Raw genomic sequence first — 16,552 nt, forward strand, 5'->3', positions numbered from 1 at the left:
CCCGACGCAGCGAATGGGGCTCGTCAGATTTGCATGGCCATGCCATCCACATTCATCGCCGCCTGGCGCAGGGCCTCGGAGCGCGTCGGGTGCGGGTGGCAGGTGAGGGCGATATCTTCTGCCGAGGCCGAGAACTCCATAGCCACGCAGAACTCACCAATCATCTCGCTGACGCTTGGGCCCACCAGGTGCACACCTAGTACTTCATCGGTTTCGGCATCGGCGATGACCTTGGCGAAGCCTTCGGTCTCGTGATTGATCTTGGCACGGCTGTTGGCGGTGAAGGGAAACTTGCCAACCTTGTAGGCACGCCCTTCGGCCTTGAGCTGCTCTTCAGTCTTGCCCACGGTGGCCATCTCCGGGCGGGTATAGATCACGCCAGGGATGAGGTTGTAGTTGACCTCGTGGGGCTTGCCGGCGATGCGTTCGATACAGGCCACCGCTTCGTCTTCCGCCTTGTGCGCCAGCATTGGGCCCGAAGTGACGTCGCCAATCACCCAGACACCCGGCACTGAGGTACGGTGGTGCTCGTTGCCGAGCATGCCGCGCTTGTCGGCTTCCAGGCCCACGCTTTCCAGGTTCAGCCCTTTGGTATAAGGGCGGCGGCCAATAGCCACCAACACGTAATCGGCTTGCAGCGATTCTGCGGTACCCCCTGCGGCAGGCTCCAGCGTCAGGCTGACGCCATCGGCACCTGCGGTAGCCTGAGTCACTTTGCTGCCCAGCTTGAACACCATGCCTTGCTTGGCGAGCGCCTTCTGCAGGGTCTTGGCCGTTTCCGTGTCAGTGCCTGGGCAGATGCGGTCCAGGTATTCGATGACAGTGACCTGGCTACCCAGGCGGCGCCAGACCGAACCCAGCTCAAGACCGATTACGCCAGCACCGATGACGACCAGGTGCTTGGGCACTTGCGGCAGCGACAGCGCGCCGGTCGAGTCAATGATGCGCTGGTTGTCGACGGTCACACCTGGCAGAGGGGTGGGCTCAGAGCCGGTGGCAATGACGATGTCCTTGGCCTGCAACGCGGTTTCGCTACCGTCTTCGGCCTTGACCACGACCTTGCCGATGCCCTCCAGGCGGCCCCAGCCTTTGATCCACTCGACCTTGTTCTTGCGAAACAGGTATTCGATGCCCTTGGTCAGGCCTGTCACGCTCTCATCCTTCTGTTTCATCATCTGGGCGAGGTTGAGGGTGGGCTTTACTTCGATACCGAGGTGGGCGAACTCGTCACCGCTGGCAGCTTCGTAAAGCTCCGAAGCATGCAGCAGCGCCTTGGATGGCATGCAGCCAACGTTCAGGCAGGTGCCGCCCAAGGTCGAGCGGCCTTCCACGCAGGCAACGCTCAGGCCCAACTGGCCAGCACGGATGGCTGCGTTGTAGCCGCCAGGGCCACCGCCGATGATCACCACGTCATAGGATTTCATGGGTTCAACTCCAGGATGTAGAAGCGCGAGAGGGCACAAGGTTAAGCTGAGACGGAAAGATTGTATACAATCTGCTGCATGGATAAGATCAGTTGGTTCTAGACCAAGGTCTTGCTTAGAGGAAACATCCTACAGATGAACTACTCTGATCCGGTGACGTTCGAAATATTAGGCGTCGTGGCCAATTACGGACAGGAGGGGTGATTCATGCTTGCTCAACTTCCACCTGCATTGCAGAGCTTGCATCTGCCGCTGAGGCTGAAGCTGTGGGACGGTAACCAGTTTGATCTTGGACCTAGTCCTCAGGTCACCATTCTGGTGAAGGAGCCGCAGCTGATCAGCCAGTTGACCCACCCAAGCATGGACCAGCTAGGCACCGCATTCGTCGAAGGCAAGCTGGAGCTGGAAGGCGATATCGGTGAGGCCATCCGCGTGTGCGACGAGCTGAGCGAAGCGCTGCTGGCGGATGAGGATGAAACGCCGCCGCCACGTGTGTCTCATGACAAGAGCACTGACGCCAAGGCAATCTCCTACCACTATGACGTGTCTAACGCGTTCTACCAGCTTTGGCTGGACCAGGACATGGCCTATTCTTGCGCCTACTTCCGTGAGCCGGACAATACGCTCGACCAGGCGCAGCAGGACAAGTTTGACCACCTGTGCCGCAAGCTGCGTCTGGATGCCGGTGACTACCTGCTCGATGTTGGCTGTGGCTGGGGCGGGCTGGCGCGGTTCGCTGCCCGTGAATATGGCGCCAAGGTGTTCGGCATTACCCTGAGCAAGGAGCAATTGAAGCTCGGCCGCAAGCGTGTGCAAGCGGAAGGGCTTGCCGACAAGGTTGACCTGCAGATTCTCGATTACCGCGATCTGCCTCAGGATGGTCGCTTCGACAAGGTTGTCAGCGTGGGTATGTTCGAGCATGTCGGGCATGCCAACCTGGCGCTGTACTGCCAGAAGCTGTTCGGGGCGGTGAGGGAAGGGGGAGTGGTGATGAACCACGGCATCACTGCCAAGCACGTCGATGGCCGACCAGTCGGGCGCGGGGCCGGTGAGTTCATCGATCGCTATGTATTCCCCCACGGCGAACTGCCGCACCTGTCGATGATCAGCGCCAGTATCTGTGAAGCCGGGCTTGAGGTGGTGGACGTGGAGAGCCTGCGCCTGCACTACGCCAAAACCTTGCACCACTGGAGCGAGAACCTGGAGAACCAGTTGCACAAGGCTGCAGCGCTGGTGCCTGAGAAGACCCTGCGGATCTGGCGTTTGTACTTGGCCGGGTGTGCCTACGCCTTTCAGAAGGGCTGGATCAACCTGCACCAGATATTGGCAGTGAAGCCATACGCCGACGGGCATCATGACCTGCCCTGGACGCGGGAAGACCTGTATCGCTGAAATCGCGAGTGTCACAGCCCCGATGTGGCTTTGGAGGAGTGGCCTTTATCGCGAAAGGCCGCTTTCAACGGGTGTGCTCACCCTAAAGAATCGGCGATATCAGCCGCGCAATCCGCATCCCCAATTGCTGCAGTCGATGGGTATCTTCGGTGTCTTCTGCAGTAATTTCCCGCGCGTGTTCGAAGTCTTCCTGGAGCATGTGCTCGACTTGGTCGGCGAAGCCGCGATCGACTGTCAGCAGGGTAATCTCGAAGTTCAGGCGGAACGAGCGGTTGTCCAGGTTGGCACTCCCAATCGCGCTGACGTCATCATCCACCAGCACCACCTTCTGATGCAGAAACCCGGGTTGGTAACGGAACATCCGTACCCCCGCGCGCACCGCTTCGAAGGCAAACAGGCTGGAGGCGGCGTAGACGATGCGGTGGTCCGGCCGTGACGGGATCAGTACCCGCACATCGACTCCTCGTAGTACCGCCAGCCGCAAGGCGGCGAATACGGCCTCGTCAGGGATGAAGTAGGGGCTCGTGATCCACACCCTGCGGGTGGCCGAATGAATCGCCTCAAGGAAGAACAGCGAACAGGTTTCTTGTGGGTCTGCCGGGCCGCTGGCCAAGGCCTGACACAGCACGCCGTTATCCGGGTACGTATCGGGCAGGATCAGCGGCGGTAGCTGGCGCGTGGCCCAATACCAGTCCTCGGCGAACGACTCTTGCAGGCAGGCCAGTACCGGCCCGCTGATCTGTACGTGGGTGTCACGCCAGGGGGAAAGCTGTGGATGTTCACCCAGGTACTCGTCGCCCACATTGTGACCGCCGATGAAGCCGAGCAAGCCATCCACCACCACAATCTTGCGATGGTTGCGAAAGTTCACCTGGAAGCGGTTGAACCAGCCGCGACGGGTGGCGAATGCATGGATCTGCACGCCGCCGTCACGCAGCATCTGGCTGTAGCTGGCCGGCAAGGCGTGGCTGCCGACACGGTCGTACAGCACGAACACCTGCACGCCTTCGGCGGCTTTGCGTAGCAAGAGTTGCTGCAGTGCCTTGCCTAGGGTGTCGTCATGAATAATGAAGAATTGCACCAGTACCACATCGCGTGCTTTTTCGATGGCTGCGAAGATGGCATCGAAGGTGGCCTTGCCATTGATCAGCAGTTTCACCTGGTTATTTGCCAGGCATGGCATGCGACCCAGCTTGGGCATGGCGCGCAAGGCTGTGTAGCTTTCGGACTCGCGGGCGGTAAGGGCTTCTTCAACCCAGGGCCGCCAGTTGAGGTTGGCCATGGCCACGTGCATTTCCTGGTTGGCCTGGCGCCGAGCCTTGATGTAGGCATAGAACGAGCGGGCGCCGAAGATCAGGTAGGGGATCAAGGTGAGGTAGGGGATGAAGAGCAAGGGCATCGCCCACGCAATGGCGCCCTGAGCTGTTCGCACGGTGAACAGCGCATGCAGTGCGGCGACAATACCCAGCAGATGGATCAGGCCGAGTAGGTAACCAAAGAAGTAGGGGCTGTGGTAATCCATATGCATCCTGCTTGCCGAGTACACTTGAGGTAACAGAACACGTTCCCGGTCCGCCTGCAACCCGCAGACGGATTTGGCGTCTAAGGCTCAGTCCGGCCCGTTTGACCGGCTTTTTTCCAGGAGCGTTCGTCCATGAAGATTCGTCTGCCACTGTTGGCGTTGGCCCTAGGCATGAGCAGTCCGCTGGTGCAAGCCCAGATGCTGCAACCGGGGTTGTGGGAGCTGACCACCAGCAACATGCAGGTCGATGGCAAGCCTCTACCCGACATGGAATTCATGCTTGGCCAGTTGAAGAACCTGCCGCCAGAGCAGCGCGCAATGATGGAAGGGGTATTGGCCAAACAAGGGGTAAGTGTAGGTGGCAAGGGTGTGCGTTCGTGCCTGACACCAGAACAGGTGGCAACGAATGACATTCCGCTGCAGGACCCGAAATCGGGCTGCACTCAGAAGATTACCGACCGTACCGGTAACGTGTGGAAATTCCAGTTCAGCTGCCCGAAGGCACAGGGTAGTGGCCAGGCTACATTTCTCAGTGATCGGGAATTCACCACCCAGGTCAGTGGCACGTTCAACGCTTCGGGTGTGCAGCAGCAAGGCAGCATGAACACGCGTGCGGTGTGGCTAGGCAATGACTGCGGGACGGTCAAACCGCGCAGCTGAAGTCCCATTGCCACTGGCTGGTGGCAACCGCGTCGTGGGCATGCAGTCTCTGTTGCCGTTAGAGCAGCCGAGCATGGCCAGTTCCAGAAGTCGGTAGGGAAACGAATAGTTCCACGTGGAACATTTCATGTTCAACCATTGCCTCGACGCGGTTACGGCATAGCTTTTCGTCCTGAGAACGGCTGATCAAGGCAGGCGTTTTCAGCAAGCGCTCGAAGCTGATGTGCAAATAGGCAGCAGAGGAAAAACCTTCAAAACAAAGGAGGCATCAACGGCAGCCCTCGATCAAACTGCAATGCAGCTTGAAGCGCTCCCCGCTGGAACTCGATACGCGGTTCAAGGTGGTCCAGCCTACTCGGCGGCTGTATCCCACCCAGGCCTCACCATTGCTGGCCAGGCCGGAAAAAAAAGTCAACGTGCCATAGCGGCTGTTGGTTTGTGCCCATAGTCGGCGGCTGCTGAAGTCATAGCCGCGAAGGTAGAACGTGCTGCCTTCGGTGCGCACGCTGTAGTAGTTGCCTTTGCCGTCTTGGCAAGCGAGCAGCGTCGCGCTTCGCGTACAAAGGGCCAATGCACTGTTTTGCGGCATGGCTAATAGCGAGGCAGGCATGGTGAGCACCAGCAATGCCATGACGCGTGGCAGATTCATTTTCATCCCCTGTGAGCACTCGTCCGTCGAGAACCACTTGGCGAAATTGTATTGTTACTTTATAACATTGTGCAATGCATCGTTTCGAATGCGTCTGCCTGAAGGGGTTCGCCATGTCCAATCGTCTTCCCGTCACCGTGCTGTCCGGCTTTTTGGGAGCCGGCAAGAGCACGCTGCTCAACCATGTGCTGCGCAACCGCGACAACCTGCGGGTGGCGGTAATCGTCAACGATATGAGTGAAATCAACATCGATGCCAGTGAGGTGCAGCGCAATGTCAGCCTCAACCGCGCTGAAGAGAAACTGGTCGAGATGAGCAACGGCTGCATTTGCTGCACGTTGCGCGAAGACCTGCTTGAGGAGGTTGCACGGCTGGCCGAAGAGGGACGTTTCGATTATTTATTGATCGAATCCACCGGTATCTCTGAGCCACTGCCAGTGGCTGAGACCTTCACTTTCCGTGACGAGCTGGGTCGCAGTCTGTCCGATATGGCGCGACTGGACACCATGGTCACCGTGGTCGATGGCTTGAACTTCCTGCGCGACTATCAAGCAGCAGACAGCCTGGCCAGCCGTGGTGAAACGTTGGGCGAAGAAGACGAGCGGTCGATCAGTGATTTGCTGATCGAGCAGGTCGAGTTCGCAGATGTGCTGCTGCTGAGCAAGATCGACCTGATCAGCCAACATGAGCGCGAAGAACTCATCGCCATTTTGCGCAGCCTCAATGCCCGAGCGCAGATCGTACCCATGGTCATGGGCCAAGTGCCGTTGGCACGTATTCTCGACACCGGACTGTTCGACTTCGATCAGGCCGCCAAGGCACCAGGCTGGCTGCAGGAGCTGCGCGGTGAACATGTACCAGAAACAGAAGAGTACGGTATCGCGGCCATGACCTGGCAGGCCCGACGCCCGCTTCATCCACAGCGCTTTTACGACTTTATCCACAAGAACTGGGAAAACGGAAGGCTGCTGCGTTCCAAAGGGTTTTTCTGGTTGGCCAGCAAATATCAGGAAGCTGGCAGCTGGTCGCAAGCGGGCGGCATGATGCGCCATGGTCTGGCTGGCCGCTGGTGGCGCTTCGTGCCACGCGAGCAGTGGCCACAAGATGTGGATAACACGAACGCGATCTTGAAACACTGGACCGCTGAGACCGGTGACTGCCGCCAGGAATTGGTGTTTATCGGGCAGAATATCGACGTCGAAAAATTATCCACAGCCCTTGATGCATGCCTGTTGACGGATCAAGAAATGGCCTTGGGACACATGGGCTGGTTGCGTTTACCTGACCCATTTGGCCCATGGCATGAGGAAGCGGCAGCATGAACCTGGCGCACCGACCTGTGGATATCTTTCAAGTGTTTGGCGAGACGCCTCAGGTGCTGGCCGAAGTGCTGCAGGATGGCGTGAACCTGGCCGTATGGCGGCGGCGCTTGCCGGCACAACTGGAGGACTTTGCCGCATTGGTGCTCAGCCTTGGCCAGCCCTTGGCTGATCAGCGGGTAATTGATGTGGACGAGGAACAGAAGCCGGTATTGCCAGATCTGCTGCGTGAAGCGGCGGATCTGCATGGATATGAAGCGTTCGTTGCTGATGTGACCTGGTTAGTGGCGGCTTATACCTGTCTGGTTGGCGCACGACGTGTAGGTTTGCGCTTGCGCGTTCTGGACAGTCCGATGTGCCCGCGCTTCCATGTGGATAACGTACCGTTGCGCCTGCTCACCACCTATGTCGGCCCAGGTAGCGAATGGTTGCAAGAGCGGGTTAGCGGTCGTGGTGAGTTACACACAGCTCAGCCGTCTGTGGATAACATCCAACAGCTGCAAGCCGGTGAGGTGGCGATACTCAAAGGTGAAAAATGGCAGGGTAATGAAGGTGCAGGCCTGGTTCATCGGTCGCCTTCGGCACAGCAGGGGCGTTTGCTGCTCAGCCTTGACTGGCTGGCCTGACAGCGCATAGTGGGGCATCACCGCCGCCTGAAGCCACGCCATGTTGCAGAACATTCCCACCCATGTAATTGCTGGCCCGCTGGGTGCTGGCAAGACCACTTTGATCCGTCACTTGCTGGCCCAGCGCCCCGCCAACGAGCGCTGGGCGGTATTGATCAACGAGTTCGGCCTTGTCGGCCTGGATGCAGCCATACTCAGCCGTGACGAAGACGGCATCGCCATCGGCGAAGTCGCAGGCGGCTGCCTGTGCTGCGTCAACGGCATGCCGTTCCAGGTGGGCCTGGGAAGACTGCTACGCAAATCGCGGCCTGACCGGCTGTTTATCGAACCTTCCGGCCTGGGCCATCCGTTGCAGCTGCTGGCTCAGTTGCAACAAGCGCCTTGGGTTGGAGTGCTGACAATTCAGCCACTCCTGATGGTTGTGGATGCCCAGGCCATGGCTCGAAACGAGCCACTTCCAGAGGCTCAACAGCAGGCTTTCAACGCCTCTGAAAGCGTGGTTTTCAATAAGTCAGAGGCTGTGGATGAAATACATAAGTTGTTGATAAGTAATCAATTTAAAGAAAAGAGAATCATGTGGACCGTGCAGGGGCAGTTGCCTTTGTCCGGCCTCCCGACTGTATCGCCACAGATTGTTGACAGCCCATTCTTGAAAAACAGGATTGTCGACAATCCTGGAATCGCACCAGCAGCACTGTGGGCTGACCCCAGTCTACCCATTTGCCTTGTCCAGCAGGGGGAGGGCGGATGGAGTATTGGCTGGCGGTGGCACCCTGGCCAACAGTTTTATCCACAGCGGCTAAAGGCTTTCTTGTGTGCTTGGCCATGGCGACGGGCCAAAGGAGTTATCCACAGCATGGAGGGCTGGTGGTCGTTCAATGGGCTGAATGGGGATATGCCCGCTTGGCAGCCCAGCGACTGGCGCAAGGACACGCGTATCGAGCTGATTTTCGATCAGCCGCAACCGCAACCCGCATTGCAAGCCGGGTTGGATGAATGTCGCGTCAGTTGATCAGTTGCGCCAGCGGTTGTGCTCCTGGCGCCATTGCTGCATCTCTATGACGTTGTCAGCGCGCGGTGGGGTCTTGATTTCGAACGGGTAGGGCGCCAGTTCAATCTGCACGCTGTGGGCGCCGAACTGGGTTGCGGTGCCGGGGTGACGTTGCTCACCCGTGACGGTGAATTCGAAGGCATAGACGCGTGCCAGGCGCTTGCGGCCATTGGCATCCCGGACAAAGGCGATGCGCTTGAGCGCTACGGCATCGTCAAGCAACTCCAGGTCGAGTTTGGCGCAATGCTGTTTGACCCGTTCCAGGGCCTTTTCACGCAACCCATGGTTGTGCCACAACCAGGCGCCTGCCGTGGCTACCAGCATCAGGACGAAGAGGTTCTCCAGGGTCAACATTTGCATATGCTCCAAACAGGTAGATCCAGCTTAACTGCGTTCCTGGCCTGTCGTACAGGTAGCAATCGAGTTCATACTGCGCTGCGCACAATCCTAGAAACAGCTTTGGAAACCTCCCGCATGAAACGTACCCCGCACCTGCTCGCCATTCAGTCCCACGTGGTGTTCGGCCACGCCGGCAACAGCGCCGCGGTATTCCCCATGCAGCGTATCGGGGTCAATGCCTGGCCCCTCAATACCGTGCAGTTCTCCAATCACACACAGTATGGCCAGTGGGCGGGTGAAGTGCTTGCCCCAGCGCAAATTCCTGCGTTGGTGGAAGGCATTTCCAACATCGGCGAGCTGGGCCACTGCGATGCAGTGCTTTCCGGCTATCTGGGCAGTGCCGAACAAGGGCGAGCGATCCTGGCCGGTGTCGAGCGGATCAAGGCGGTAAACCCAAAAGCGTTATACCTGTGCGACCCGGTCATGGGGCACCCGGAAAAGGGCTGCATCGTGCCGCCCGAAGTCAGTGAGTTCCTGCTTGACGAGGCTGCAGCCACAGCGGACATCCTGTGCCCCAACCAGTTGGAGCTGGACAGCTTCAGTGGGCGCCGCGCCCAGTCGCTGGAGGATTGCGTGAACATGGCGCGCAGCCTGCTGGAGCGTGGTCCGCAGGTTGTACTGGTCAAGCATCTGGCGTACCCCGGGCGGGCCGAAGAACAGTTCGAAATGTTGCTGGTGACCGCCGAGCAAAGCTGGCACTTGCGCCGCCCACTGTTGGCGTTTCCGCGTCAGCCGGTGGGGGTGGGTGACCTGACCTCAGGCCTGTTCCTGGCGCGTGTGCTGCTTGGCGACAGCTGGGTGCAGGCATTCGAATTCACGGCTGCGGCAGTGCATGAAGTGCTGCTGGAAACCCAGGCCTGCGCCAGCTACGAATTGCAGCTGGTACGGGCCCAGGACCGTATTGCGCACCCACGGGTGCGCTTCGAAGCGCAGTTGCTCGCGCTTTAAATGGCGTCGGTTTTCAGGTCCTGGTAGCGCTTTTCCAGCTCCTGGCGGATCTGCCGGCGCTGCTGGCCCTGCAGGAAGCGGCGCTTTTCTTCGCTGCTGTGCGGCTGGCGTGGTGGCACCGGCACCGGGCGGCGGTTGTCGTCGACCGCGACCATGGTGAAGAAGCAGCTGTTGGAATGGCGCACCGAGCGCTCGCGAATGTTCTCGGTCACGACTTTGATGCCAACTTCCATCGAAGTGTTGCCGGTGTAGTTGACCGACGCAAGGAAGGTCACCAGTTCACCCACGTGCACGGGTTCACGGAAGATCACCTGGTCGACCGACAGGGTCACCACATAACTGCCGGCGTAACGGCTGGCGCATGCATAAGCCACTTCGTCGAGGTACTTGAGCAGGGTGCCGCCATGTACGTTGCCAGAAAAGTTGGCCATGTCCGGGGTCATCAGGACGGTCATGCTCAGCTGGGCGTTTCCAGGTTCCATAGTGTGCTCACGGTGAGGTTGCGCTGAATCGGGCGAATGGAGGGCGTTATCTGCTGACACTTCTGTTCCCCTCTTTGAATTTGCCTTGCTGATACGGGACGTTGGCCGGCGCGCTGTCGTCACGCTGATCATGCCATCACGAGCGCTTTTCCAGCCGATCTGTTTCTGCATATTGCACCGACTTTTAGCGGCGGGGTGCGATGTTAACCTGAGTACGCCCATGCAACATGGGCGTTGCTGCATTCAATGCAGTATTTACTTGCTGCTCGCTCAGGTTTGCCTCGGCAGGAGCGGTCTGACCAGGCATCCCAAAAAAGACGAGATAAGGAGTATCACGCCATGCATGCCATCAGCTTCATCCAGGACCTGGCAGTCATCATGCTGATCGCTGGCGTCGTCACCATTCTTTTTCACCGCCTAAAGCAGCCGGTGGTGCTGGGCTACATTGTCGCCGGCTTCATCATTGGCCCACATACTCCCCCGTTCGGCCTTATTCATGACGAAGAAACCATCAAGATCCTCGCTGAACTGGGCGTGATATTCCTCATGTTCTGTCTGGGGCTCGAGTTCAGCCTGCGCAAGCTGTTCAAGGTCGGTGCCACGGCGTTCATCGCAGCGTTCCTGGAAATCGTCCTGATGATCTGGATCGGCTTCGAGATTGGCCGCTGGTTTGGCTGGAGCACCATGGATTCACTGTTCCTGGGCGCCATCCTGGCCATTTCCTCCACCACCATCATCGTCAAGGCGCTCAACGACTTGAAGATGAAGAACGAGCGCTTTGCCCAGCTGATCTTCGGCGTGCTGATCGTCGAGGACATTCTGGGTATCGGAATCATTGCCCTGCTGTCGGGCATTGCGGTCAGCGGCACGGTCAGCTCGGGCGAAGTGTTCTCCACTGTCGGCAAGCTGTCGCTGTTCATGATCGTCGCCTTGGTCATCGGTATTTTGCTGGTGCCGCGGTTACTGGCCTATGTCGCCAAGTTCGAAAGCAACGAAATGTTGCTGATCACTGTTCTGGGCCTGTGTTTCGGCTTCTGCCTGCTGGTTGTGAAGCTGGAGTACAGCATGGTGCTAGGCGCTTTCCTGATTGGCGCGATCATGGCCGAATCACGCCAGTTGCTGAAGATCGAACGCCTGATCGAGCCTGTACGCGACCTGTTCAGTGCCATCTTCTTCGTCGCCATCGGCCTGATGATCGACCCTCAGGTACTGATCGACTATGCCTGGCCTATCGTTGTCATCACCCTGGCGGTGGTGCTGGGCAAAATGCTGTCTTGCGGCATGGGGGCGTTCATTGCCGGCAATGACGGGCGGACGTCTTTGCGCGTAGGCATGGGGCTTTCGCAGATTGGCGAGTTCTCCTTCATCATTGCCGCGCTGGGCATGACCCTGCAGGTGACCAGCGACTTCCTTTACCCGGTGGCGGTGGCGGTATCGGCAATCACTACGTTGCTGACACCCTATCTGATCCGCGCGGCTGACCCGTTGTCGCAGAAACTGGGCAATGTGGTGCCCGCCCGCCTCGCACGCGTGTTGTCGTTGTATGGCGAGTGGTTACGCAACATCCAGCCGCAGGGCGAGAGTGCCATGCTGGCGGCGATGATCCGGCGCATCCTGTTGCAGGTGGGGGTGAACCTGGCGCTGGTGATCGCCATCTTCTTCAGTGGCGGTTATTTTGCAGGGCGTATCGGCAATTGGCTCAGCGAGTGGGTCAGCGATGTCAGCCAGCAGAAGGCCGTCATTTGGGGGGCAGCTTTGTTGCTGTCACTGCCATTCCTGATCGCCGCGTACCGCAAGCTAAAAGCACTCTCGATGCTGCTGGCAGAGATGGGCGTGAAGCCGGAAATGGCCGGGCGACATACCCAGCGCGTGCGCCGTGTGATCGCCGAAGTGATCCCGCTGTTGTCGCTGCTGGTGATTTTCCTGCTGCTGTCGGCATTGTCCGCCAGCATTCTGCCCACCAGCGAATTGCTGCTGGTGATTGCCGTGGTAGCTGCGGTGGTGGTGGCGTTGTTGTGGCGCTGGTTTATCCGCGTGCACACGCGCATGCAGATCGCGTTGCTGGAGACGCTGGAGAACAGTCGCGAGAACTCGCACTGAGGGGGTTACGCCCTGGGCAAGGTATCCCGTCCGCCCGAAGATATGGGGCTATAGCGATGTCGCCAGGCGCAGAAGGCCTGGCGATTTTAACGACCTTGAGGCGCTCAGATGTCATTGTTACTGACTCAGATCGCGAGCTTCTTTATAGGTGCAAGCGATCAGCTCTCCAGCCAAACATCTCGCGCCCAGTGCCACACAGATTCCCAACTGTCTTCGCCGACAATTTCCTCTTCGGCATCCCACAGCACCACGGTGCCGTCCTCTTCGACGCAATAGTAATTGTCGCCGTCCTGGCACAGCGGAATCAGGTCACGCGGTACGCCGGCATCCCAGGCGTTGGAGGCTACATCTGGCAGGTAGGTGTGCGACTGCGGATCAGTGACAGTAACAGGCTCAAGAGAGCCATAAACCACATCACTTACGGTCAGCAGAAACTCTTTGAACACGAATGGAATATTGATGAACAGCTGTTCTTCGATCTCTACCAGCTGGTCTTCGTCGGGAAGCTCCAGGGGCACCGGTACCGGCTCATTCGCTTCACGGAGTTGTTCGATCACTTCTTCCACGGTTCACTTCCTCTAACCTAGATGACAACGCTGCGCCTTATACCCTAGTAGCCCACTTTGGCAAAAGCAAAAACCCCGGGCAAGCCCGGGGTTCTCTGTTTAGCACGCAGCGGTTAGCCGTTTTGACGGATACCGGCTACCAGCCAAGGCTGGTTCTCGCCTTGGGCGCGAACCATGTGCCAGCTTTCGCTGAACACTTCGCCCTGGTCGAAGCGCGAATTCTTCGACACGCCACGGAAGGTCAGGGTAGCGTCGGTGCGGTCGGCGCGGTCATCGACACCGTCCAGTTGCACTTCCAGGTTATCGATGTAGGTAGACTGGAAGCCATCACCCAGCTCAGCACGCTCACGCTTGAGGAACTCAAGCATTTGCGGGGTAACGAACTCGCTGATCTTGTCCATTTCATTGGCATCCCAGTGCTGCTGCAGCGACTGGAAGTGGTTACGGGCTGCCGCCAGGAAGCTCTGCTCGTTGAACCAGGCCGGCGCGTTGATCACCGGTGCGGCTGTGGCAGCAGGTGCGGCCGAACCACCGAAAATCGACGGCTGCGCAGGCTGCGCGTGAGCCTCACGCTGCATCGGCGCATGGCCTGGCATGGCCATTTGTGGCTGCTGCTGGCGACGTCGCGCGGCAATGAAGCGGAACACGAGGAAGGCGATGAGCGCCACGATCAGGAAGTCCATGATCTGGAAGCCTTCGAAACCGTCGCCCATGAACATGGAAGCCAGCAGGCCACCGGCGGCGAGGCCGGCCAGTGGGCCCAACCAGCGCGAAGCACCGCTGGCAGCAGCCGGTGCACGGCCAGGTGCGGTCGGCGCGGCAGCAGGCGTGGTTGGCGTAGCCTGGCGGGTCTGGTGGATAGGCGCGGAGCCCGAGCTCTTGCCGCCGCCGAAACGCTTGGCGCTGGCGTCCAGGCTCAGCGTCAGGCCGACGCAGAGCGCCAGTGCGATGCTAAGAAAACGTTGCATAAGTGGGATATCCCCTGTTGTGGATTGCACGCGCGTCATGGTGCACAGGTTCCCGGGCACATGACCAGCGACATAGTGTTTCGAGCTTTTGCCTGATGTTACAAAGTTGGCAGGCCAGACCCTTGTGCGCTTTAGACAGCCTCGAGCTTGGCATACCCCAGCATCAGCCATTTGCTACCTTCGGCAAAATTCACCTGCACCCGCGCCTGAGCGCCAGAACCCTCGAAGTTGAGGATCACACCTTCGCCGAATACCGCATGCTGCACACGCTGGCCAAGGTTGAACGCGGTCTGCGGAATGCTGGCATTGGCGAACAGGTTGCTGTTGGTGGCCGTCTTGGCCCCGCCGAACGGGCGGCTGACGCTGTTGGACAGGCGTACTTCCTGAACCAGGCCTGCCGGAATTTCACGCACGAAACGCGAAACCTTGTTGTAAGTCTCGCTGCCATAAAGGCGGCGTGTTTCGGCGTAGGTCATGACCAGCTGGCGCATGGCGCGGGTGATGCCTACATAGGCCAGGCGTCGCTCCTCTTCCAGGCGGCCGGGTTCTTCCAGGCTCATCTTGTGCGGGAACAAGCCTTCTTCCATGCCCACCAGGAACACATATGGGAACTCAAGGCCTTTGGCGCTGTGCAGGGTCATCAGCTGGATGCTGTCTTCATGCTCATCAGCCTGTGTATCGCCAGCTTCGAGTGAGGCATGGCCAAGGAAGGCCGAGAGCGGGGAAAGGTCGGCGTCTTCGTCGGTGGACTCGAAGTTGCGTGCCGCACTGACCAGTTCCTCAAGGTTTTCTACCCGTGCCTGGCCCTTTTCACCCTTTTCTTCCTGGTGATAGGTGATCAGGCCGGACTGTTCGATGGTGGTCTGGGTCATGGTATGCAGCGGCATGTCCACAACTTTGGCGGCCAGCCCCTCGATCAGCTCGATAAAGGCCCCCAGGGCACTGGCGGCGCGGCCTTTGAGGGCCTTGGCGGCGAGCAGCTGGCACATGGCCTCCCACATGGACAGCTGGCTGTGACGGGCGTGCTCGCGGATGGCTTCGACGGTTTTTTCGCCAATACCGCGCGGCGGCACGTTGATCACCCGCTCCAGAGCGGCATCGTTGCCACGCCCTTCGATCAGGCGCAGGTAAGCCATGGCATTCTTGATTTCGGCGCGCTCGAAGAAGCGCTGGCCGCCATAGATGCGGTAGGGGATGCGCTCGCGTAGCAGGGCCTCTTCCAGCACGCGCGACTGGGCGTTGGAACGGTACAGGATGGCGATCTCGTTGCGCGCATTGCCCTGCTTGACCAGGCTCTCGATGGTTTCCACGACATAGCGCGCTTCGTCGTGCTCGTTGTAGGCCGCGTACAGGGTCAGTGGTTCGCCTTCGCCCATGTCGGTCCACAGTTCCTTGCCCAGGCGCCCGCTGTTGTTGGCGATCAGCGCGTTGGCCGCCTTGAGGATGCCGCCGGTGGAGCGGTAGTTCTGCTCCAGCCGGATCATTTCGGCGTCGGGGAAGTCGGCGGTGTACTGGTGAATGTTTTCGATCTTGGCGCCGCGCCAGCCGTAGATCGACTGGTCGTCATCGCCTACCGCCATCAGGCTGTCGCCACCGCGTGCCAGCAGGCGCAACCAGGCGTACTGCACGGCGTTGGTATCCTGGAACTCGTCCACCAGCACGTGGCGGAAGCGTCGCTGATAGTGCTCCAGCAGGCCCGGGTGGTCACGCCACAGGTCCAGGGCGCGAAGCAGCAGCTCGGAGAAATCGATGACACCGGCGCGCTCGCAAGCCTGCTCGTAGGCCGTATAGACCTCGCGCATGGTCGCCAGGAACAGGTCGCCCCCCGCCTGGATATGCTGCGGGCGCAGGCCTTCGTCTTTCTGCCCGTTGATGAACCACTGGGCCTGGCGTGCCGGCCACTTCTGCTCGTCCAGGCCCAACTCGCGCATGACCCGCTTGATCAGGCGCTGCTGGTCGTCGCTGTCGAGGATCTGGAAGTTCTGCACCAGCCGCGCTTCCTGCCAGTGGGCCCGCAACAGGCGATGGGCCAGGCCGTGGAAGGTGCCGACCCACATGCCTGCCGGGTTGATGCCCAGCAGTTGCTCGATCCGCTGGCGCATTTCTGCTGCGGCCTTGTTGGTGAACGTCACCGACAGGATCGAGTGCGGCGACGCCTGCTCGACCTGGATCAGCCAGGCGATGCGGTGTACCAGCACGCGGGTTTTACCGGAACCGGCGCCGGCAAGCACCAGTTGACGCCCGAGCGTGGCCGCTACGGCCTGGCGTTGGGCATCGTTGAGGGAATTCAGCAGGAGAGAGAGGTCGTCTGTGCGCATCGGGCCATTCTAGGGCGATGCCGGGTAAGGGGCAAATATCTACTGTATGAATATTCACCTGGCGGCATCCCGCTCATCGGTCCGGGGCCAGGTCACGGCCTGCGCAAGCTGGCTGAGGCATGGTCAGG

At 59.5% G+C, this 16,552-nt stretch carries 15 protein-coding genes; 7 read left to right on the top strand and 8 right to left on the bottom strand.

Annotated features, from left to right (window positions below; translation table 11 throughout):
• Positions 1–23: 23 nt before the first annotated feature.
• Positions 24–1,424 (bottom strand): dihydrolipoyl dehydrogenase, encoded by a 1,401-nt coding sequence (gene lpdA, locus ACF8FG_RS24795; RefSeq protein ID WP_019437633.1) that lies wholly within the window; start codon positions 1,422–1,424, stop codon positions 24–26.
• A gap of 207 nt (positions 1,425–1,631) precedes the next feature.
• Between lpdA and cfaB the strand changes: the two genes are divergently transcribed.
• Entirely contained in the window at positions 1,632–2,816 is a 1,185-nt protein-coding gene (gene cfaB, locus ACF8FG_RS24800) for a C17 cyclopropane fatty acid synthase CfaB (protein WP_014589176.1), read from the top strand.
• An 82-nt stretch (positions 2,817–2,898) separates the two neighbouring features.
• Here the strand turns inward: cfaB and cls are convergent, their stop codons facing one another.
• Positions 2,899–4,338 (bottom strand): cardiolipin synthase, encoded by a 1,440-nt coding sequence (gene cls, locus ACF8FG_RS24805; RefSeq protein ID WP_241791434.1) that lies wholly within the window; start codon positions 4,336–4,338, stop codon positions 2,899–2,901.
• Between the two features lie 132 nt (positions 4,339–4,470).
• Here cls and ACF8FG_RS24810 point away from each other — a divergent pair, with 132 nt between their 5' ends.
• On the top strand, positions 4,471–4,998 hold the full coding sequence (locus ACF8FG_RS24810; protein ID WP_003253248.1) for a DUF3617 domain-containing protein: 528 nt from the start codon (positions 4,471–4,473) through the stop codon (positions 4,996–4,998).
• 268 nt (positions 4,999–5,266) lie between these two features.
• On the opposite strand, the gene ACF8FG_RS24815 is transcribed toward ACF8FG_RS24810, so the two are convergent.
• Positions 5,267–5,647, bottom strand: coding sequence for a hypothetical protein (locus ACF8FG_RS24815; RefSeq protein WP_019437631.1), 381 nt, complete (start codon positions 5,645–5,647; stop codon positions 5,267–5,269).
• Between the two features lie 113 nt (positions 5,648–5,760).
• Between ACF8FG_RS24815 and zigA the strand changes: the two genes are divergently transcribed.
• Genes zigA through ACF8FG_RS24830 form a run of 3 tightly spaced genes read left to right on the top strand, consistent with a single transcriptional unit; the run spans position 5,761 to position 8,604 of the window.
• Positions 5,761–6,969, top strand: coding sequence for a zinc metallochaperone GTPase ZigA (gene zigA, locus ACF8FG_RS24820; protein WP_392519332.1), 1,209 nt, complete (start codon positions 5,761–5,763; stop codon positions 6,967–6,969).
• Positions 6,966–7,592 carry a DUF1826 domain-containing protein gene (locus ACF8FG_RS24825; protein WP_014589171.1) on the top strand — a complete coding sequence of 209 codons (627 nt, stop codon included), beginning with the start codon at positions 6,966–6,968 and terminating at the stop codon, positions 7,590–7,592. Before zigA ends, ACF8FG_RS24825 begins: the two co-directional genes overlap by 4 nt.
• Before the next feature lie 40 nt (positions 7,593–7,632).
• A complete protein-coding gene (locus ACF8FG_RS24830) occupies positions 7,633–8,604 on the top strand; it encodes a GTP-binding protein (protein ID WP_070384457.1) in 972 nt (323 codons plus the stop codon).
• Here ACF8FG_RS24830 and ACF8FG_RS24835 read toward each other — a convergent pair whose 3' ends face one another.
• A complete protein-coding gene (locus tag ACF8FG_RS24835) occupies positions 8,605–8,997 on the bottom strand; it encodes a DUF3301 domain-containing protein (protein WP_003253259.1) in 393 nt (130 codons plus the stop codon).
• A 120-nt stretch (positions 8,998–9,117) separates the two neighbouring features.
• On the opposite strand from ACF8FG_RS24835, the gene pdxY reads away from it, so the two are divergent.
• Positions 9,118–9,990, top strand: a complete 873-nt coding sequence (gene pdxY / locus ACF8FG_RS24840; protein WP_014589169.1) for a pyridoxal kinase PdxY — start codon at positions 9,118–9,120, stop codon at positions 9,988–9,990.
• On the opposite strand, the gene ACF8FG_RS24845 is transcribed toward pdxY, so the two are convergent.
• Entirely contained in the window at positions 9,987–10,472 is a 486-nt protein-coding gene (locus ACF8FG_RS24845; protein WP_003253263.1) for an acyl-CoA thioesterase, read from the bottom strand. The genes pdxY and ACF8FG_RS24845 overlap by 4 nt on opposite strands.
• A gap of 339 nt (positions 10,473–10,811) precedes the next feature.
• Between ACF8FG_RS24845 and ACF8FG_RS24850 the strand changes: the two genes are divergently transcribed.
• Positions 10,812–12,572, top strand: coding sequence for a cation:proton antiporter (locus ACF8FG_RS24850; protein ID WP_014589168.1), 1,761 nt, complete (start codon positions 10,812–10,814; stop codon positions 12,570–12,572).
• A 158-nt stretch (positions 12,573–12,730) separates the two neighbouring features.
• Here the strand turns inward: ACF8FG_RS24850 and ACF8FG_RS24855 are convergent, their stop codons facing one another.
• The 3 genes from ACF8FG_RS24855 to uvrD form a co-directional block, all read right to left on the bottom strand.
• The gene (locus ACF8FG_RS24855; RefSeq protein WP_003253266.1) at positions 12,731–13,138 is read right to left on the bottom strand and encodes an SMI1/KNR4 family protein; all 408 of its coding nucleotides are present in this window, start codon (positions 13,136–13,138) and stop codon (positions 12,731–12,733) included.
• A 113-nt stretch (positions 13,139–13,251) separates the two neighbouring features.
• The gene (locus ACF8FG_RS24860; RefSeq protein ID WP_014589167.1) at positions 13,252–14,106 is read right to left on the bottom strand and encodes a Tim44 domain-containing protein; all 855 of its coding nucleotides are present in this window, start codon (positions 14,104–14,106) and stop codon (positions 13,252–13,254) included.
• Positions 14,107–14,237: 131 nt separating this feature from the next.
• A complete protein-coding gene (uvrD, locus tag ACF8FG_RS24865; RefSeq protein ID WP_004575197.1) occupies positions 14,238–16,424 on the bottom strand; it encodes a DNA helicase II in 2,187 nt (728 codons plus the stop codon).
• Positions 16,425–16,552: the final 128 nt, after the last annotated feature.

The organism is Pseudomonas sp. YQ_6, assembly GCF_043103245.1.
GTDB classification, from domain to species: Bacteria; Pseudomonadota; Gammaproteobacteria; order Pseudomonadales; family Pseudomonadaceae; genus Aquipseudomonas; species Aquipseudomonas alloputida.